Raw genomic sequence first — 19,080 nt, 5'->3', positions numbered from 1 at the left:
ATCTATTTTTTTCAAAATATAGCAATCCTCGCATCAGTTGTAAAAATATGTAGGGGTAGTGCTAAGAGTGACTACCCCAGCCTGCATCGGGGCAACCGGGCGTTGGTTTTTCCCTACAAGAATTACACAAATCATTTAGGATCGCTATACAAGAGTTCAAGGTCGTACTCGAATAACGCGCGTAGCATCTAAGAGTACGACCTTGAAATGGTTCTATAAGACCGAACTAGCAAATGGGTTGGAGGCAACGAAACTAGGACCTACCCCAGCAATAAGATTCGGGTCAGTACCACCCACAATGGGCGCTGTAGGTGAAGGAAACCAGTTCTGCGTGGCATTGACTGTCATAGTAGGATTAGCGATCGCCGCCCCGTCGAAAGAGTTGGTGATGAAATTGCTCATATCCACTGTTCCCGGCCCTGAACCACCAAGCAAGCTGGAATCCTGTAGCCCGCTATCACCGATCGCACTAGCGGAACGAAAGCCAGTAAGTAGGTCGGGGGTCATGCTCGATGAAGTTAAGTTAGTCATCACAGCAGGTGCAACATCATTGTCTACGATGTTCAAAATGGCGGTGCTTTGCGTTCCAATCGTGGCATTGCCTGTAGCAATAGCCAAACTTAAGTTGACTGTTTCGTTAGACTCTGGCAAACTATTCTCCTGGATTGGAATAGTGATGGTTTTGGCCGTGCTGTCCCCAGAGGCAAAATTAACAGCAATGGGACTAATATTGATGTAGTCATCAGGGGCAACAGCAGTACCATCGCTCAAGTTCACCGTGGCTGAGACGGCGCCAGTAGCACTGCCAATGCGTGTAACTGTCACGGCTGCATTCCGCGTGCCTTCGTTGACGCTAAAGAAGGCAGCACTAAATTGCAGCGTGCTGTCATCGTCCGCGATGTTCAAAATGGCGTTGCTTTGCGTTCCAATCGTGGCATTGCCTGTAGGGTTGATCAAACTTAAGTTGACTCTTTCGGTACCCTCCACCAAAGTATCGTTGACGATCGGAATATCGACAATTTTGGGTGCAGCATCCCCATCAGCAAAATTGACAAGGATGGGAGCATTGTCGTAGTCATCAGCAGCAACAGCAGTAAGATTACTGAGGTTTACCGTGGCTGAGACTGCACCAGTCGTACTGCCAGTGCGTGTAACTGTTACTGCTGAAACAATCCTTCCGTTTTCATTAACCCTGAAAGTAGGAGCACTAAATTGCAGGCTGCTGTCATTGTCCACTATGTCCAAGTTAGCGGTGCTTTGCGTTCCAATCGTGGCATTGCCTGTAGGGTTGGTCAAACTTAAGTTGAGTGTTTCGATACCCTCCACCAAAGTATCGTTGGCGATCGGAATGGTGACAATTTTGGGTGCGGTGTCCCCAGCGGCAAAATTGACAGTCAGGGGAGTAATGGTGTAATCCCCAGGGGCAACAGCAGTACCATCGGTCAAGTTCACAGTGGCTGAGACGGCGCCAATAGCACTGCCAATGCGAGTGACAGTCACGGCTGCAATCGGCGTGCCATCTTCGTTGACACTAAAGGTAGGGGAACTAAATTGCAGGCTGCTGTCATTATCTGCGATGTTCAAAATGGCAGTACCTTGCGTTCCAATCGAGGCATTGCCTGTAGGGTTGGTCAAACTTAAGTTGACTCTTTCGGTACCCTCCACCAAAGTATCGTTGACGATCGGAATATCGACAATTTTGGATGCAGCATCCCCAGCGGCAAAATTCACCACAATCGCCTGATTGTCGTAATCACCAGGGGCAACAGCAGTACCATCGCTCAATTCCACCGTGGCTGAGACTGCACCAGTGGTACTGCCAGTGCGTGTAACTGTTACTGCTGAAACAATCCTTCCGTTTTCATTAACCCTGAAAGTAGGAGCACTAAATTGCAGGGTGCTGTCATTGTCCACTATGTCCAAAGTGGCAGTACCTTGGGTTCCAATCGTGGCACCATTCGGGTTGGTCAAAGTTAAGTTGAGTGTTTCGGTATCCTCTACCAAAGTATCGTTGACGATCGGAATGGTGATGGTTTGGGGTGCAGCATCCCCCGCGGCAAAATTGACAGTCAGGGGAGTATTGGTGTAATCACCAGGGGCAACAGCAGTACCATCGCTCAATTCCACCGTGGCACTGGCGGCACCAGTGGTACTGCCAGTACGTGTAACTGTTACTGCTGCAACTGTTGTGCCATCTTCGTTGACGCTGAAAGTAGGAGCACTAAATTCCAGGCTGCTGTCATCGTCTGCGATGTCCAAAGTGGCAGTACCTTGGGTTCCAATCGTGGCACCATTCGGGTTGGTCAAAGTTAAGTTGAGTGTTTCGGTATCCTCTACCAAAGTATCGTTGGCGATCGGAATGGTGATGGTTTGGGGTGCAGCATCCCCAGCGGCAAAATTGACAGTCAGGGGAGTATTGGTGTAATCATCAGGGGCGATAGCAGTACCATCGCTCAATTCCACCGTGGCACTGGCGGCACCAGTGGTACTGCCAGTACGTGTAACTGTTACTGCTGCAACTGTTGTGCCATCTTCGTTGACGCTGAAAGTAGGAGCACTAAATTCCAGGCTGCTGTCATCGTCTGCGATGTCCAAAGTGGCAGTACCTTGGGTTCCAATCGTGGCACCATTCGGGTTGGTCAAAGTTAAGTTGAGTGTTTCGGTATCCTCTACCAAAGTATCGTTGGCGATCGGAATGGTGATGGTTTGGGGTGCAGCATCCCCCGCGGCAAAATTGACAGTCAGGGGAGTATTGGTGTAATCATCAGGGGCGATAGCAGTACCATCGCTCAATTCCACCGTGGCACTGGCGGCACCAGTGGTACTGCCAGTACGTGTAACTGTTACTGCTGCAACTGTTGTGCCATCTTCGTTGACGCTGAAAGTAGGAGCACTAAATTCCAGGCTGCTGTCATCGTCTGCGATGTCTAAAGTGGCAGTACCTTGGGTTCCAATCGTGGCACCATTCGGGTTGGTCAAAGTTAAGTTGAGTGTTTCGGTACCCTCTACCAAAGTATCGTTGGCGATCGGAATGGTGATGGTTTGGGGTGCAGCATCCCCAGCGGCAAAATTGACAGTCAGGGGAGTATTGGTGTAATCATCAGGGGCGATAGCAGTACCATCACTCAATTCCACCGTGGCACTGGCGGCACCAGTGGTACTGCCAGTACGTGTAACTGTTACTGCTGCAACTGTTGTTCCATCTTCGTTGACGCTGAAAGTAGGAGCACTAAATTCCAGGGTAATCGGATCTTCAGTTCCTTGATATTCAATGTTCCGCACCAGGTAGTCGGAACCATCGTCTTTAAAGGGGGTAGCGACGTAGGCAGCGGTGGGGCTATCGTAGGCTTTGGTGGAGAACCGCAGTTCGTCAAAAGTAGCGCCGCCCAGAGGGTTTGCATCTATCTTGAATTGGAAACTGCCATCGGTGCGATCGCCAATGAAAGTAACCCCATCTGGAGACACAGCGATCGGTTTTGCAGCGATCGGAGCGTTGAGGCGAGTGAAAGTAAAATTGCTAATCGATACCGGAGCCCCATTATTAAAGAGTTGTAGGAAACCAACTTCATTACCTTGATCGCCCAAACCAGGACTTGTTTTGGGACTCAATGAACTTAGATCGATCGTGGCGCTAGTAATGTCTTGGTTATCTGCCCATTTCACCTTCAGCGCCTGAGATTGATCGGTGTTGGGGTTATGGTTGATTTCTGCCCGAATTTTCTTGGCGTCGGTGAACCAACCATCATAAGAAGATGGGACACCAATACCACCAGTAGTGCCGTAGCTCAACCAGCTTTTCGGGTTTTCGTTACTTGCTAAGGTGAGGTTGCTGATGACAGTAGGGTTAAGGTAGTCAGTTTCCACGCCATCAAAAGCTATCCCAGACAGTTTGATGCCTTGATTTTGGGTGGCAGTAGGCCATTTTGCGATCAGCTCATTGAGAGCGCTGTAATTATTGGTTTGACCCAAAGAACCAGTGATTGGAGTAGCCATAGCTTCTGTGTTAATGATGAGTAATTAAGGATTAGAAGTGACTGAAAACCAGAGGTTGGGCTTTCTTTATCGTTATCGGTCACTGCAAGAAAAATTTCGTCATAAGTAGGTGCAGGTAAATCCAATAAAAATGCTTACCCTGCCCAAATGCTTGCCCAATAAGCAGTTCAAGGCTTGATTGCCCCTGATTAAATGTTAAGTGTAATTACTTCCCTACTTAATATAGATGCTTATTCTGGCGCTGCTGAATCAAAGCTTGTAGGGGTAATTCTAAGTGCTTAGCCCGTCAGCGGTGTGGCAACCACGGGGGTATTTGCCCTACAAATTGCATACCCTATTCAGCAACGCCGGTTCACAATATCTTTACAATCTAGATATCGTGGGTTGACTTTCCCCTCTCTCTATCATGGCTTAGAACCCCTGTCTCTGTAAGTCGGAAAAGTCGGATCCTAAAGTCGGAAAAGTCGGATCTTTGCCATGAGTACATAATTTAGGATGTTGCTGAATACAGGTATGAATTCAAGATTGCCAAATGACTATAAGCCCGCTTGAGGGTGAGTTGTGTAACATCAAGCGAAAAGTTGATTTATACCTGTATTCAGGAACGCGATTATTCCTTACTTTCATCATCAATAAGTTTTATCCGGAAAAATTGCGATCTTTTTTTCTGCCCCATAAAAAGCGGGTTTTCCATATCTGTAGAGGAGAGCTTAAATCCCACATTCGCCGCCCCCCAAGAGGCAGCTTTCACTGCTTCAGCGGACAAAAGTGAATCAGCAGAGACAATTATTAGTAAAAATACTTAGAATTTTAGGCGTTGCTGATTTACAGTATGAAACGCTAAATATGCCCGTCATAGAAACCTGTATCCACAAAGCTTTTGGATTTTAAAGTGATTTTTTTCATACCCTGATTAAGCAACGCCAAGATGTCAAATGAGTTCTATACTACTGTCAGAGTGACAAAACAGAGTTAATCTGACTAAAGCACGAATTATGCACTTACCCTCTGATTTTTCAGCGGCAACTCTACAATAAACTCAGTTCCTTCGCCAACCTGACTGACGCAACGGATCTTGCCACCGTGAGCTTGGACAATTACCTGATAGCACACGGAAAGTCCCAAACCAGTGCCTTTACCCACAGGTTTAGTAGTAAAAAATGGGTCAAAAATCTTGTCTTGAATTTCTGCAGGAATTCCACTTCCCGTGTCGCGGACAGAGATTGTTACCCAGTCCGGCTCGCTTTGCCAACTGCGGATAGTTAATTCCCCCGGTTTGCTCGTTGACTGAAGCGCGTCTAAGGCATTGTCAATCAAATTATAAAATACTTGGTTAATTTGACTCGCATGACATTGGACTGGCGGCAAACTGCCGTATTGCTTGTCTATTTTGATATGAGTTTTTAGCTTATTTTGCAGCATCAAGAAACTGCTTTCTAAACCTTCATTCAAATCTACTGGTTTTAATTCAGCGTGGTCTAAACGAGAAAAATTTCGCAGCGTCATCACGATCGAGCGAATCCTCCCGCTGCCTTCTCGCATTGAATTGAGCAGTTTACCAAAGTCTTCTCGAATGTAATCGAGTTCTAGTTCTTCATTGATTCTGACAATTGCCTCTGTCGCTTCCGGGTAGGCATTTCTGACCTGTTCTAGAGCTTCGTTCAAGGCTTTAAAATATTCTTGAGCGTGAAACAAGTTAGCGTGGATGAAATTGTTGGCGTTGTTAATTTCATGAGCAATTCCCGCTACCATTTGCCCCAAACCTGACATTTTTTCGCTTTGAATCAATTGCTGCTGTGCCGATCGCAATTCTTCTAACGCAGCTTGCAACTGCTGGGTTTGAGCTTGAGATTTTACCGCAGCATCTTGGACTTGGCTGTAAAGTTCTGCTTGCTGAATGGCGATCGCCATTTGGTTGGCTATCTGAGAGAGCAACTCCATTTCTTGCCACTGCCAATTGCGGGTATCTCGGCACTCGTGAGCAATCAGCAAACCCCACAGCCTACCGGGAAATTTAGGATTATAGTTTCCGGCTGTGTCGGAGGTATTTTCTTCAGTTCTTGCTGTAACAATTGGCACTATCAGATTAGCTTTTACCTGCAAACTATCTAAGAAATCTACATGACAAGGCTCTAAACCAGCATTAAAAATATCATTAATTGCTTTGACTCGCCCTTGCTGGTAAAGATCGGCGTAATCTCCCCGGAAACACTTATCAGCCCCCATATCTCCTAAAATTGAAGGCCAAGGAACTGTCATATTTTCAACAACAACTTTTCCTTGCCAGTTGTCTTGAAACTGATAGATAATTACTCGATCGCACTGCAACATTTGGCGGACTTCCCTCACCGCTGTTTCCAGGATAGTTCCCAGATCCAGGGTACTGCGAATTTGATTGCCGATCAGCCGTAGCAGCGATTCTCGTTCGGCTTGACGCCTGGTTTTGCTATATAGTTTGGCTTGATTAATCGCGATCGCCAATTGCGATCCTACCCCTTCTAAAAGCTGCCTTTCCCAATCAGTCCATTCCCGTTCGCGATCGCACTGATGCAAGCCAATTATGCCATTCACTTCACCTTGATAGCGAGTAGCTACTGCCAGCATTGACTTAATCTCCAAAGCTTCGACAATTTTTCGGGTTTGTGGGTTCAATCCCGGAAAATCGAGAAAGTTCGTCAGTGCTAGGGACTCTTGCTGAGACACGACGGCAGCCAAATGCGGGTTGTCACTCATCGGTACTTTCATTCCCAGTTGAATCGGATAGTCCCCCGCGTTGTACTCTCCGCGCGTGACTAAAGTTTTTTCTGTATTTGATTCTTTGACCAAAATGCTCACGCGACTTGCCTGTAGCGCTTGTCCCAGCAATCTGCAGGCTGATGTCAAAATTTCTTCTATGTCAAGTGTACTGCGAATTTCGTTATTAATTTGGTTCAGCAAGTTTGATAACTGAACTTGCTGCTGCATCTGTACAATTATGGCTTTTTGTTGGTCTACTTCCGGCAGCGAAAGACTTTCTTGCTGCATCCAGTTTTCAGATTCAGGCAACCGCGAAGTTACTCTGTGCCAGGGGTTTTCGTGTTCTTGTATTTGTAAAGACATATTTACTCAGCAGTTGTACAGTATTTTGATTGAGTCTGGTTTTATAAACCTGTGCTTACCCCGCCAACAGCCCCATCGCAGCTACCAGGACTTTTGGAATATCTTAAGACATTATAAAGGATGCCGCCTGAGCAAAGCAATTATTTGCTTTACAAATATTTATATTTAGCAACTCTGCCCTCTGCCGCCGACAATACTATTTGGCGCATGGCATGGAAGTTGGTCAGATGTCAAATAGAGTTAACCGCCCGCTTAAGCGAATAAAATTAATCTAAACTCTATCTTTAGTTCAATGTTTGCGCCGGCTAGCTCAACATGGAAAACTCAATTCCCGACAATTTTCGTTCGCCAGCAAGCACCGACAACATTACTTCTGGATTGACAGGTAAAGCCCAGATTAAAATAGCTTTGGCGATCGGCAACTCCCGACTGCACTGGGGATTATTTGCGGGCAAAACTCTGAAGAAAACATGGGATACAGAGCATCTCAATGCTGATACTGTTTCCTCGCTCTCGGAGCAGGAAAAGGCAGAATATTTGGTGCAAACAGTAATGAGGTCGATCGAGGAAATATCTGCTCAAAATCTCCTTTGTCTTCCTGCTACTCCCGCTTTTTCTAATCCTCACACACTTTCTTTCGTGCCACTGCCTCTAATTTTGGCTTCAGTAGTTCCCCAGCAAACAGCAATTTGGCAGAGTTATCCAGATGTCCGAATTATTACTTTAGACCAGTTGCCGATCGGGGGACTCTATCCTACCCTGGGAATTGACAGAGCTTTGGCTGTAGTGGGCGCTGGCAACCAATTGGGTTGGCCAATTTTACTTATAGATGCTGGTACAGCTTTAACATTTACTGGGGCTGATGTCAATAGGTATTTAGTTGGGGGCGCAATCTTACCAGGTTTGGGTTTGCAGTTATCGTCGTTAGGTAAAAAAACTGCTGGATTACCTTTAATCACTTTACCACAAAATTTGCCATACCGCTGGGCGACAGACACTGCTGGGGCAATTCAAAGCGGAGTTGTGTATGCGACGGTGGCAGGAGTTAGGGATTTTATTGAAGATTGGCGGGGTTGGTTTCCTGATAGCAAAATTGCCGTCACGGGGGGCGATCGCACTATGCTTTTAAAATACCTCACCGCAGCCTTTCCTGATACAGCCTCCGGCTTAATTGACGCACCAGAGGCTATTTTTTGGGGAATTAGCCTGTTAAATGTTGACTGTTGACTGTTGACTGTTGACTGTTGTCATTTTATCAATGACCAATGACCAATGACCAATGACCAATGACCAATTCACCTAGCAAACTCGCGAATATAGTTAGCAACAACATCCGGGACTTCCTGGGGCAAATTGCTTTCCCCCGGACTGACTAATTGTAGTTCGGCATTAGGAGCCAGAGCAGCATAGGATTGACACAGAGAAGAAGCTGCGGGAGTCTCTTCAGAACCGTGCAACAGCAAAACAGGCGCTTTCAGCAAAGGCAAATTCTCATCAACTAATTCCGCTGTAATTTCAGCCCGCCGCCGCCCGAACAGCAACTGCACAGCAACAGGGGACTCCATCAACTGCTGTCTGAAGTTGAGCAATCCGTCAATCTTTTTTTGGCTACCCAGCAACTTAGCAATTGGATAGATCGATCGCAGCCACCACAAAGCCAGCGGAGGTTGGCCGATTAGCCAGCTAGCCGTCTGCCACCGCCCCCGCCGGTTGCCAACCTTGACGCCTTCTGGGGCCAACAACACCAAACCCTGAACTCGATCGGGATATTTGATAGCGTAGCTGGTGGCCACCCAGCCACCCACAGAGTGAGCGATTAAATAAACCTCTCGCAGCTTCAAAGTATCGAGGTATTGGGCGAGACACTCTACTTCCAAGTCGATCGAATAATGAAGATTCGGGCGTTCCGAGTCGCCAAACCCCAGCAAATCCGGTGCGAAGCAGTGGTAGTAGGCGCTCAAATGTTCGATCGTCCTCAGCCACTGACTGCTGTCGTGCCAAGAACCGTGCAAAAATACTAAATTCGGGCCTTGACCGACTTCGTGCCAAAAGATTTGCCCTACAGAGAGTTTTACCCTAGAATTGCGTAGCGGTGAGTACATCCGGTTAAATATTTAGTAATAAAAAGATGATTAATTTAATGTTCAGAGATTGTGAATAAAAGTAGGAAAACAGTGAAAATTAATTCCACATTCATAACAGACAATTTTTGACCGCGAGGTAATTTCCGACTTTTCTCAAATTTGGATGCCCTGCCGATTTACGCCAAAGTTGTTCGGCCTTGAAAATAGTCCTGTAAGTGTTGGTCGTTATCGTGGCTGAGCTGGCCCTCCGGCAGCGATGCGGGTAAAAAAGCCTCAACCTCGCTGACTTCAAGCGTATCCTGAACTTGCATCTTGCCCTGCACCTCTGCCGCCACCACGATACAAATCGAGTGCAGGCGAGGGTCTCTATCGGCAGCCGAATAAACGCCCACCAAGCGATGGATTTTGACTAACTCGAGTCCTGTTTCCTCCGCTAATTCCCGGCGCACAGTTGTGGGAATATCCTCTCCCCAATCCACCATACCTCCCGGCAGTCCCCAGCGACCGTTGTCGCGGCGGCGAATTAACACAATTCGCCCGTCAGGCAATACAGGAATCACCGCAGTACCAGTGACGGGATGTCGAAAAATCAGTCCCAGCACAGTTTGTACAATTTGCCACAATCGACGCATAAACTCAAAAGCTTGTTTAGGAGATAGTAATTTCAGGGCTCCTAGCTCGCAGCTCCGGAGTCTTAATTTTTAATTTTTCATTCAGGCCAGAGGTCTGGCAAATCTGCTAATATCTCCGCTGCGTGAGATTCTGGTTTGACTTTGCGGTAAACCTTTTCAATCCTACCATCACGGTCGATCGCGAAGGTCGATCGAGTAATTCCCATAAATTCTTTTCCCATAAACTTTTTGAGTCCGTAACAGCCGTAGGCGGTAGCAACTTCAGCGTTTAAGTCGCACAGCAAGGGAAAAGGTAGTTGATATTTAGCTGCAAACTTGGCGTGGGCCCCGGCCCCGTCTGTACTGACGCCGAGAACTGCTATATTGCGCGACTGGTAGTCTAAGTAAATGTCGCGAAAGCCGCAAGCTTCTTTGGTACAGCCAGGGGTATTGTCCCTAGGGTAAAAATACAGTACAACTCGCCGCCCTCGAAAATCTGCAAGGCTGACGATATTGCCTTGCGCGTCGGGCAGGCTGAAGACAGGAGCTACGTCACCGGGATTTATAGTCATTGGTCGTATTTGTCAAGAGTTTATAGAAATCTTCTGCAAGATTGACAACATTGCGTCCCGATCACACCCAGATTCCCAGCGACTTGAATCCCCGTGTTCTTTTTTCTGGGTCTTGTACCGGGTGTGCTATGATCGTCATCGGTCTAAAATTGAGTATAACTAGCCAACGTAAAAACTTAACTGGATTAGTTGAGTGCGTAGTCACACCTAACGGTGTTGCGGTTTAGGAAAGCTAAATTTGAAGAAAACCTAACTACATAAAGAGAACTGATCGAGTACGGTAGGACATACCGGAATTTACGCTTGGGGAGAAGACACCTATATTTTGGCTGGAGAAATCCTGTCACAAGCAAGTGAATTCGCTGAACCAAGAATCTCAGTCACCAAGAGTGCACAGAGTGTCAAACTTAAGAATCCCCGTGCGTGAAAGCCCGGGGACTGTCAATGTTTATTAGTGAGGTCAGAATGGCTAAGCGCCGCAATCTCAAGAAAGAAAAGGCACAACGAAATCAAGCATACGCTCGCAAGTTTCGCAAGCGGAGAAATCAAGATATGTTCTCCAACAAGAGAAGGCGATTTGACGGCGGTAACGGCGGTGGCATGGGCGCCATGAGCGGTGGCGGCAGAGACAAAGACATGGCTGCTGCTGAAGATTAATTGATTCAGGCTATCTGCCGAACTTAGAACCAGAGTGGAAAACACGATAGTTCTAAGGAGAGATAGCCAGCCGGAATTTGTCCAATAATTCAACGATGTTTAGGCGATCCGATCGCGCGCAGCGATAAGTGATTTTCTCACTTGTTCAAACCCGGTACCCCCGTAACTATTGCGAGCCGCCACCACTTGCTGAGGTGCGATCGCGCTGTAAATGTCTGTCTCAAAGGCTGGGTGCAAGTCTTTCCACTCCTCAAGTGTCAAATCTTTGAGGAGTTTGCCCCCCGAAAGGCAAGTTTTGACGACTTTGCCGACAAGGTTGTAAGCTTCCCGGAAGGGAACGCCTTTGGCGGCCAAGTAGTCGGCTACGTCTGTAGCATTAGAAAAGTCTTCTGTAACGGCAGCGGCGAGGCGATCGCCATTAAACTCGATGCCTTCCCGCAGCAAAATGGTCATTGCTTCCAAGCAACCTTGTACCGTTTTGACGGTATCAAACAAAGCCTCTTTATCTTCTTGCAAATCTTTGTTGTAGGCCAAAGGAAGTCCCTTCACTACTACCAACAAGGCTTGCAAGTTACCGAACACCCGCCCCGCTTTGCCTCGCACCAACTCCGGCACATCGGGATTTTTTTTCTGGGGCATGATGCTAGAACCAGTAGCGCAGCTATCTTTGAGCGTAATAAATCCAAATTCGTGAGAAGACCACAAAATCATTTCTTCTGACAAGCGGCTCAGGTGTACCAGAATCAAGCTGGCTGCAGCGAGAAATTCGATCGCAAAATCTCGATCGCTCACTCCATCTAAGCTATTAGCATAAACCTTGTCAAATTGCAAGAGTTCTGCAGTATAATGTCGGTCGATCGGGAAAGTCGTCCCCGCCAGCGCGCCACAACCCAAAGGCGAAACATTCACCCGCTTGCAGATATCGCCGAGACGTTCCCAATCGCGATCGGTCATTTCAAAATAAGCTAACAGGTAATGAGCCAAACTGATCGGCTGAGCGCGCTGCAAATGAGTGTAACCGGGAATTAAAGTTTCCACGTTACGATCGGCAAGATCGAGCAAAACCCCTTGAAATTCCCGCAATTGCTCACGAATTTCGGCGATGCGATCGCGCAAATACAAACGAGTATCAGTGCCGGCTTGATCGTTGCGCGATCGGGCAGTGTGCAACTTTTTCCCCGCATCTCCCACAATCTCCGTCAGCCGCTTCTCTACAGCGAAGTGAACGTCTTCGGCATCAACTCCCGGAACAAAAAGTCCTTGGCGGTATTCGCGGCGAATCTGTTCCAAACCATTGACTAACTGTTCGCCTTCTGCTGCGGAAATAATCCCCGTTTTGGCCAGCATTTTAGCGTGAGCGACAGAACCAGTCAAGTCATACTCAATCAATTCAATATCGAAGCCAATACTAGCATTAAATCGGGCGATCGCCGGGTGCAGCGCCGATTCAAATCTTTGACTCCAAGTTTTTTGTTGTGTTGTCATTGCTGAAGCTAAAACTAGATTATATCTCTGTTGCAGAAGTCTATAAAAACCGATTTTTAGCAAAGACTAAAGTCCTTCCTGCGGTTTGTAGTCAGGACTTTAGTCCTCCATTCCCAACTCGGCAATAAAAAACTTAACTCCTGACTACCCACTTTTTATACATCTTTTGACCCGAAAAAACTGAAGTCTGGACTACAAAATTGTGAAAGTTTTGCTGCATCAGAAAGAAGTGAAGTTTTGTTGGCTAAAAACATTTTAAATCCGTTCCAGATAACTTCTTGGACAATAACTCTAACGAAAAATCCCTTTCAAGAACCAGCCAACAAAAATACCTATAAAAAAAGCTCCTATTTGACCAGTCGAAACAAAATTGTTCCAAGCTTTCTGGAAATTCGTAAAAATTTCGTAACTTTGACCCAAAAACACCGTCGAACTCAAATGAGATTTCAAAACTACCACGTGAGCGACATCGTTCCAAGTAATCGAACTGGTTAATCCAGCAGTAATTTCCGGGATTAAATTAACTATCATGGTGATTTTCTCCTGCTAAAGGTGTTACCCTCAGAACAACCAGTGTCATGTCATCTTCGTTACGATTGCCGATGCCGATAAACTGGTGAACGCGATCGAACAAATAATCCAAAATTTCTTCAGACTGCTGGTAATTTTGACAGGCCCACTGAAAAGCCGAGGTCAAGTTATCCTCATCAAAGCGATCGCCCCTTTGATTAGAAGCATCAGTAAATCCGTCTGTGTAATAAATAATAGTATCTCCGGGCTGCAATTGCACGCTTGCTTCTTGGTAATGCGAATCAGCATCCAGCCCAATTAACATCCCCTCCAAAGTATCAAGCTGAAGAATCGAATTAGTTGCAGCTTGCCACAGCAAAGGCGGGTGGTGAGCAGCATTGCTGTAAGACAAAACGCGAGTTTTCGGGTCATACTCCGAATAAAACAGAGTCACAAAACGGTGGGAATTTTCCAAATCCGCGTGCATAACCCGGTTTAAATGTTGCAAAATTCTCGACGGCGAGTGGCGGTTCAAAACCTCCGCCCGGAGCATACCCCGTGTCATCGTCATCAACAGGCCAGCCGGTACTCCTTTGCCCATCACGTCGCCGATCACAATGCTCCAGCGGCCCTTGTCGATTTTGGACTTGAGATTTTTAATTAGGGATGGGGGGTGTTCTCCCTCATTCTCCTTGCCGATCGGGTCATAGTCAGCCGGAATAAAATCATAATAATCTCCGCCGACTCTGCTAGCAGTTTGGCAGCGGGCGGCCACGTCAAGGCCGGGAATTTTCGGACAACTGCGGGGTTGCAGTCGCAATTGAATTTCCGCCCCGATTTCTAACTCTCTGTCTAAGCGGTCTTTTTCCGCCAACTTAACAGTAAGTTCGTCTTTGCAAATAGCCACAGCAGTTTGATCCGCCACCAACCGAACTAATTTCTGTCTGCTGGGAGTCCAGATATATTGCGGATCACTGCTAAAAACATAAAGCCGCCCGCGTTCCAAATTGTTGACCAAAATTGGCGCCCCAAACAAATGAACATCCGGGCCCAAATAACGACCAACTTGCAGGTCGAGACTAGAAGTTTGCCCAGAGGTTTCCGAAAACGTTCCAGCAGTAGCGCCCGCACCTGCTGTAGCTTGCCTGGTGGCTATTTCCAGCGCTTTTCGCATATCTTGGCACTGCCGTCCTTCCTGACAATGCAACTGCTGGAACCTGACTTGACCGTTGGGTTTGAACAGCACTAAAGCTCCCCCGTCCGCGTCCGTAACGCGAGTCGCCACCAAAGGCACCAACTCCAAAAATTGGTTGAGATTGTTAAAACTTCGCAGGGCAAATCCCAGCGAACCCAACATATCTTGAACGTTGTGCTGATATCGGTGCAAACGCGCCACCAGTTCTTTGAGGGCAAATACTGGCGTCGCGTCGGTGGAATTGCGACCCGAAGGGCGGTCAGCAGGTTGAGGTGAGGGGCGAGGCAAAGGCACAGCAGTCATTCGATTTTAGATTTTAGATTTTAGATTTTGGATTGATTCGACGGATAAATTCGGGGGACGCAAGGATTTTAGATTTTAGATTTTGGATTGATTCGACGGATAAATCACGTGGCGGGTACCACATGAAGAAATTCACAGGTCATTTTAGATTTGTGATTTTCGATCTTAGAAAGAGGATATTTGATTGAGGAGTTACACGCCAGTGAACCCAAACCCGGTTTTTTTTCTGTTTAGTAGAGGAGTGCGATGCTAGTTTGAGGTTAAGGATTGGAGATTTTGAAGCTCTCTACCCGTCCCGATTTTTGGAGGCGGATAGAGATACTTCATCCATCTAAAATCTAAAATCTAAAATCTAAAATCGAGTAGGGCTTCCACAAATTCGTAACTAGAAAACGGGCGCAAGTCTTCGATGCTTTCCCCAACTCCAATAAAGCGGATGGGCAGACCAAGCTGCTGCACTACTGCTAGGGCAACACCACCTTTAGCAGAACCGTCGAGTTTTGTCAATACTACTCCACTTAATTTGGCCGATTCTGCGAACACTTCTGCCTGTCGCAAACCATTTTGACCCAGTGTGGCATCCAAGACCAGTAGAGATTCTACGGTAGCGCCTGGGGCTTTCTTATCTACAATGCGACGGATTTTACTTAATTCGTCCATCAGATTTTTTTTGTTTTGCAGGCGGCCTGCGGTGTCTACGATCAGCAGTTCTGTGCCTCGGGCGCTGGCGGCGGCGATCGCATCAAACACGACAGCAGCCGGATCGGTATTTTTCCCTGGGTTGGCAATAATTTCGACCCCGCTGCGGGAACCCCAAACTTTCACCTGTTCGACGGCGGCGGCGCGGAAAGTGTCGGCGGCAGCAATCAGGGTTTTGTAGCCGGATTTTTGAGCAATGTGGGCCAGTTTGCCGATCGTCGTAGTTTTGCCCGCACCGTTGACTCCTACGATTAACCAGATGTTAAAAGTCTCTTTTTCCGGGGCAAATGTCAGGCTGTAGAGGGGATTACCGGCGGCGGTTTCGGCACAGGGAGCGTCCAGAATGTCGCGCAGGATGGTTTTCAGGTAGGCTAGAGCCTGTTCTGGCGGCAGCACTTCTTGTTTGAGTCTTTCTTGGAGGCGAGTGATAATGATGTCGGTGGCTGCGACTCCGACATCGGCTTGCAGGAGCAAAGTCTCAATTTCGGCTACTGCGTCTTGATTGAGCGGGCCTTGACCGACGATCGCCTTTAGTCGATTAATTAAGCTGCGGCGCGTTCTTTCTAAGCCTTTCCGCAGTTTTTGCAGCCAAGTGATTTCTTCGACTGATACTTGGTCTGGGCGGCGGCCTTGACTGGCTAAGATTTCTGAGGACCACAGGAAGCCTTCGTCAAAGGCGAAACCGGGAATTTCTTCGATAATTGCCGCTCTCTCGGCGGCGGCTGCAATTACGTCTGGTTCTTCAAGGGCGGTTTCTTTGAGGCGTTCGATGCGCTCCATGCGATCGGCCTGAGCTCTGGCCCAAAACGGCAGGGCTTCCGCTACTTCGCCGTCGGATGCGAGTGATTCGGTTTCTACAACCTCAGTTGCAGGTTCGGCAATTTCTATATTTTCTGCTGTAACTTCTAATTGTTGAGCTATAGGTGCAATGTCGATCGCCCCGGCTGTTGGTTGCAGAGTTTCTGGAATTTCTGCGGGTTCTGTTGCATCGATTTCTATCGCCTCGGTTGCTTCAACTGTTGCTGGTGCTGCAACTTCTGGAACTTCTGCAACAGTTGGTGCTGTGGGTGCTGGTTCAAGTTCGATCGGCTCCGTTGCTTCAATAGTCGCGGGTTCTGCAACTTCTGCCACTGTCGCGATTTCTGCTTCGGCTGCTGGAACTTCAGCCGCTGCTGTCTCGGAAACTTCTGTTTCGGGTTTTTGCTGTTTTTGAATATTTTTGTAAGCAGCTTTCGCCCAATTGAGATAATCTTCGGCTACAGCAGGAGAGCCTTGCTCCGTTGCATCTGTTTGAGGCTCAACCGGTGCGGATTTTGCCGACTCATCTTGCGGCTGTTCGGGGGTTGCTTCTGTTTCAGAAGATTTATTTTCGCTGTACTGGCGACGAAACCAATTAAAAACCATAAAAGTAAATGGGGAATAGAGAAGAGTTATTAGTCCAGTCCTGGACGCCTTAAGGCCAGAGAAACCGGGTTTTTTATCTTACTGTGGACTATAACGAAGGATTTTCGTAAAAAACCCGGTTTCTGACTACCCGTGCGTCCAGGACTATAGTCATTAGTCATCAGTTCTTAGTGTAGAGCGGATTGCCGATCGCAGATTGCCGATCGCTATTGACCAATGACTGATGACTAATGACTGCTGACTATCGACTACTGACTAACAACTTCTGCATTGATTTTATCGACTACTCGGCGGAGGACTCCGTTGATGAAGCGATGTCCATCGTCACCGCTGTAGCGTTTTGCCAGTTGGACTGCTTCGTTGACGCTGACTTGTTCGGGTAAGCCGAGATATAGCATTTCGGCGATGGCGATTCTCATGATATCTCGATCGATCCGGGCCAACCGTTCTATTTGCCAGTCTACTAGCGCTTCCGAGAGCAATTCATCAATTTGAACACGGTTGGCGCTGACTTTCGTCAGGATTTGCAAAGCGTAGGTGCGGACATCTTGCTGGTTGGCTAGCTGGATCAGTTCTGGAAACTCCATTGCTGAACCGAGACGGTTGATTGCGGTTTGGGTGAGTTCGACTGCTTCCCGCACCATTGCTCTAGCACTTTGTATATCGGCGGCGCGGATTTCGCTGGCAAGCAGTTTGTCGCTACTCCGCTGCACTTCGGATGCTGCTGCTTCTAAGGATTCTTGAACTTCTGTTGTCAGGGTGCGGATGGCGGCGAGGAGAACATCTTGCAGTTTCTTGGCTTCTAAGAGTTCTGGATTCGTCGGCAGTTGGCTGATGCCGAGGAGTGCGAGTTCGCGTGCTGTTTCGCGGGCTTTTTTCATAATTTTTAGATAGGAATTGAGAATTTAGGAAGTTTTTCGATCGCGCGCGGACTTGAACTTTAGCAGAAAACTCGACTAAAAGCTCTACCAGACCGACAGTCTGACTCGCCAGCGGCGGGTAGTTTACAGATACTTCGCTGTCAAACCCAAGATTTATCCTTGAAACCGGGTTTCTGAGTTTAGGCTTTCTCGGTTTGGGCTGGTTTTGTCGAAATATTATCTGCTATGGGGAAAGTTTACACTGCCTTACGGGCGACTAAGGAATGAGAATTAAATAACTTCCACTCTTGAAAGTGGGATGGGCGTCCCGCCCGTCATGAGTGGACGGGCGGGACGCCCATCCCACAATAACAATTAAAATTGTAAGTTATTTAATTCGCGATCCTAAAGATGTCTTGGTTCAATCTTCTTCGACTGGGACAGGCTGGTATCTTGATTCGGATACAAAGGGTTCGAGTGTTTTGCCCTTGATGTTTTCGGGGGTTACTGCAATTGAGTTGTTGGGGTTGACGATGCCGCCGGAGATGATGACTTTAAAGGCATCTTCGATCGACATTGACAAGTTGACTAAATCTGCCTCCGGCACTATAGCGTACCATCCGGTAGTGGGGTTGGGAGTGGTGGGGATGAAAATGCCGATCGGGGTTTCACCGGAAAGGTGAGGTGGGATGTCGTTACTCTCGATCGTACCGGTCACAAATGCTAAAGTCCAGATTCCCCGCCGCGGATATTCCACTAACACCACGCGGCGAAATTTGTCGTTTGATTTGAGGAGGGTTCCCAGCAGTTGTTTGAGGGTTTTGTAAACCGAACCGGCTAGGGGAATTGCCTGCAACACCCGTTCGCCAAAGTCTAGCAGCCACTTACCGAAAATGTTGCGGGCCATTAAGCCGATGACTAAGATGCTCAGCAGGGGTACAGCCAGCCCTACTAAAAGATTGAGCAGATTCACCAAAATCGGGTGGAGTCCGTCAAAAGGGTTGATCTGCTTGGGAATTTTGGTGAGAAAATTGATCACCCAACTGGCGACGGTAATTGTCAGCCAGATGGTGGTAGCTAAGGGTATCACTACCAATAGTCCTGCGATCAGGTCGTTTTTTAAGTCTTGTTTGATGCGTTGGAGCACGGCGGGTCAAATCTCCTCGTAACTGGTTCCCAATAACCTGAATAAAGCTGAGACTAAAGCAACTGCACGGGCTTTACTGGATGTCACCATAGACGATCGTCTTCAATTCTGCTAAACCCTACCCTTTCTGAGGGGGAAGAGTTAGGGATCGCCGGTGCTGTACCTTTATTTTAAAGAATTATTGCAAGTTGGCGCTTGATTTTAATATATGCGGGCTGTGCAGCAGCTCACCGTATTGTATATTTTAAGACATTTTGGGTCGGTTCAATCAATAAGCCGATCGGTCAATCGATTTTAGATTTTAGATTTTAGATTTTAGATTTTAGAATTGACTTGCGCGAGATAAATGCTCTTTCTTGAGGATTTTCGATTTGGGATTGATTCCACGGATAAATCACGTGGCGAGTACCACATGAAGAAATTCGTGGTCAGAGACGGCCTGGGAGTCGAAGTGTAGCGAG

Annotated in this window: 14 protein-coding genes; 2 read left to right on the top strand and 12 right to left on the bottom strand. The window is 47.5% G+C overall.

Features of this window, described 5'->3' with window-relative positions:
* Positions 1–213: 213 nt before the first annotated feature.
* The 3 genes from QT973_RS00970 to QT973_RS00960 form a co-directional block, all read right to left on the bottom strand.
* Positions 214–3,993: a Calx-beta domain-containing protein gene (locus tag QT973_RS00970; protein WP_333390320.1), complete on the bottom strand. Its 3,780-nt coding sequence runs from the start codon at positions 3,991–3,993 to the stop codon at positions 214–216.
* Between the two features lie 610 nt (positions 3,994–4,603).
* On the bottom strand, positions 4,604–4,759 hold the full coding sequence (locus QT973_RS00965; RefSeq protein WP_333233749.1) for a hypothetical protein: 156 nt from the start codon (positions 4,757–4,759) through the stop codon (positions 4,604–4,606).
* 227 nt (positions 4,760–4,986) lie between these two features.
* On the bottom strand, positions 4,987–7,092 hold the full coding sequence (locus QT973_RS00960) for a GAF domain-containing protein (protein ID WP_333390317.1): 2,106 nt from the start codon (positions 7,090–7,092) through the stop codon (positions 4,987–4,989).
* Positions 7,093–7,407: 315 nt separating this feature from the next.
* Between QT973_RS00960 and QT973_RS00955 the strand changes: the two genes are divergently transcribed.
* Positions 7,408–8,319, top strand: a complete 912-nt coding sequence (locus QT973_RS00955; protein ID WP_333058359.1) for a pantothenate kinase — start codon at positions 7,408–7,410, stop codon at positions 8,317–8,319.
* A 68-nt stretch (positions 8,320–8,387) separates the two neighbouring features.
* Here QT973_RS00955 and QT973_RS00950 read toward each other — a convergent pair whose 3' ends face one another.
* From QT973_RS00950 to bcp, 3 genes are all read right to left on the bottom strand, one after another.
* Positions 8,388–9,194 carry an alpha/beta hydrolase gene (locus QT973_RS00950; RefSeq protein ID WP_333246567.1) on the bottom strand — a complete coding sequence of 269 codons (807 nt, stop codon included), beginning with the start codon at positions 9,192–9,194 and terminating at the stop codon, positions 8,388–8,390.
* 158 nt (positions 9,195–9,352) lie between these two features.
* Positions 9,353–9,808, bottom strand: a complete 456-nt coding sequence (locus QT973_RS00945; protein ID WP_333058363.1) for an NUDIX hydrolase — start codon at positions 9,806–9,808, stop codon at positions 9,353–9,355.
* 77 nt (positions 9,809–9,885) lie between these two features.
* Positions 9,886–10,359: a thioredoxin-dependent thiol peroxidase gene (gene bcp / locus QT973_RS00940; protein WP_333058366.1), complete on the bottom strand. Its 474-nt coding sequence runs from the start codon at positions 10,357–10,359 to the stop codon at positions 9,886–9,888.
* Positions 10,360–10,824: 465 nt separating this feature from the next.
* Here bcp and QT973_RS00935 point away from each other — a divergent pair, with 465 nt between their 5' ends.
* Positions 10,825–11,016, top strand: coding sequence for a hypothetical protein (locus QT973_RS00935; protein ID WP_190738786.1), 192 nt, complete (start codon positions 10,825–10,827; stop codon positions 11,014–11,016).
* A 99-nt stretch (positions 11,017–11,115) separates the two neighbouring features.
* Here the strand turns inward: QT973_RS00935 and argH are convergent, their stop codons facing one another.
* The 6 genes from argH to QT973_RS00905 all read right to left on the bottom strand — a co-directional run bounded on the left by argH (position 11,116) and on the right by QT973_RS00905 (position 18,619).
* On the bottom strand, positions 11,116–12,501 hold the full coding sequence (gene argH / locus QT973_RS00930) for an argininosuccinate lyase (protein WP_333233743.1): 1,386 nt from the start codon (positions 12,499–12,501) through the stop codon (positions 11,116–11,118).
* A 291-nt stretch (positions 12,502–12,792) separates the two neighbouring features.
* Positions 12,793–13,032 carry a hypothetical protein gene (locus tag QT973_RS00925; RefSeq protein WP_333058370.1) on the bottom strand — a complete coding sequence of 80 codons (240 nt, stop codon included), beginning with the start codon at positions 13,030–13,032 and terminating at the stop codon, positions 12,793–12,795.
* Positions 13,022–14,509, bottom strand: coding sequence for a PP2C family protein-serine/threonine phosphatase (locus QT973_RS00920; RefSeq protein WP_333058372.1), 1,488 nt, complete (start codon positions 14,507–14,509; stop codon positions 13,022–13,024). The genes QT973_RS00925 and QT973_RS00920 overlap by 11 nt, the downstream gene beginning before the upstream one ends.
* 345 nt (positions 14,510–14,854) lie before the next feature.
* On the bottom strand, positions 14,855–16,612 hold the full coding sequence (gene ftsY / locus QT973_RS00915) for a signal recognition particle-docking protein FtsY (RefSeq protein ID WP_333058374.1): 1,758 nt from the start codon (positions 16,610–16,612) through the stop codon (positions 14,855–14,857).
* A gap of 248 nt (positions 16,613–16,860) precedes the next feature.
* Entirely contained in the window at positions 16,861–17,493 is a 633-nt protein-coding gene (nusB, locus tag QT973_RS00910) for a transcription antitermination factor NusB (RefSeq protein WP_333058376.1), read from the bottom strand.
* A 400-nt stretch (positions 17,494–17,893) separates the two neighbouring features.
* Positions 17,894–18,619 (bottom strand): DUF502 domain-containing protein, encoded by a 726-nt coding sequence (locus tag QT973_RS00905; RefSeq protein WP_333058302.1) that lies wholly within the window; start codon positions 18,617–18,619, stop codon positions 17,894–17,896.
* Positions 18,620–19,080: the final 461 nt, after the last annotated feature.

Source organism: Microcoleus sp. Z1_A1, assembly GCF_036700305.1.
Lineage (GTDB): Bacteria > Cyanobacteriota > Cyanobacteriia > Cyanobacteriales > Microcoleaceae > Microcoleus.
This window is presented reverse-complemented; position numbering and strand designations above follow the sequence as displayed.

Coding starts and splice junctions, on each gene's coding strand:
- argH (WP_333233743.1), bottom strand. CDS start 12,501: ATGACAACACAACAAAAAACTTGGAGTCAAAGATTTGAATCGGCGCTG.
- QT973_RS00920 (WP_333058372.1), bottom strand. CDS start 14,509: ATGACTGCTGTGCCTTTGCCTCGCCCCTCACCTCAACCTGCTGACCGC.
- QT973_RS00955 (WP_333058359.1), top strand. CDS start 7,408: ATGGAAAACTCAATTCCCGACAATTTTCGTTCGCCAGCAAGCACCGAC.
- QT973_RS00945 (WP_333058363.1), bottom strand. CDS start 9,808: ATGCGTCGATTGTGGCAAATTGTACAAACTGTGCTGGGACTGATTTTT.
- QT973_RS00970 (WP_333390320.1), bottom strand. CDS start 3,993: ATGGCTACTCCAATCACTGGTTCTTTGGGTCAAACCAATAATTACAGC.
- QT973_RS00935 (WP_190738786.1), top strand. CDS start 10,825: ATGGCTAAGCGCCGCAATCTCAAGAAAGAAAAGGCACAACGAAATCAA.
- QT973_RS00925 (WP_333058370.1), bottom strand. CDS start 13,032: ATGATAGTTAATTTAATCCCGGAAATTACTGCTGGATTAACCAGTTCG.
- nusB (WP_333058376.1), bottom strand. CDS start 17,493: ATGAAAAAAGCCCGCGAAACAGCACGCGAACTCGCACTCCTCGGCATC.
- QT973_RS00960 (WP_333390317.1), bottom strand. CDS start 7,092: ATGTCTTTACAAATACAAGAACACGAAAACCCCTGGCACAGAGTAACT.
- bcp (WP_333058366.1), bottom strand. CDS start 10,359: ATGACTATAAATCCCGGTGACGTAGCTCCTGTCTTCAGCCTGCCCGAC.
- ftsY (WP_333058374.1), bottom strand. CDS start 16,612: ATGGTTTTTAATTGGTTTCGTCGCCAGTACAGCGAAAATAAATCTTCT.
- QT973_RS00950 (WP_333246567.1), bottom strand. CDS start 9,194: ATGTACTCACCGCTACGCAATTCTAGGGTAAAACTCTCTGTAGGGCAA.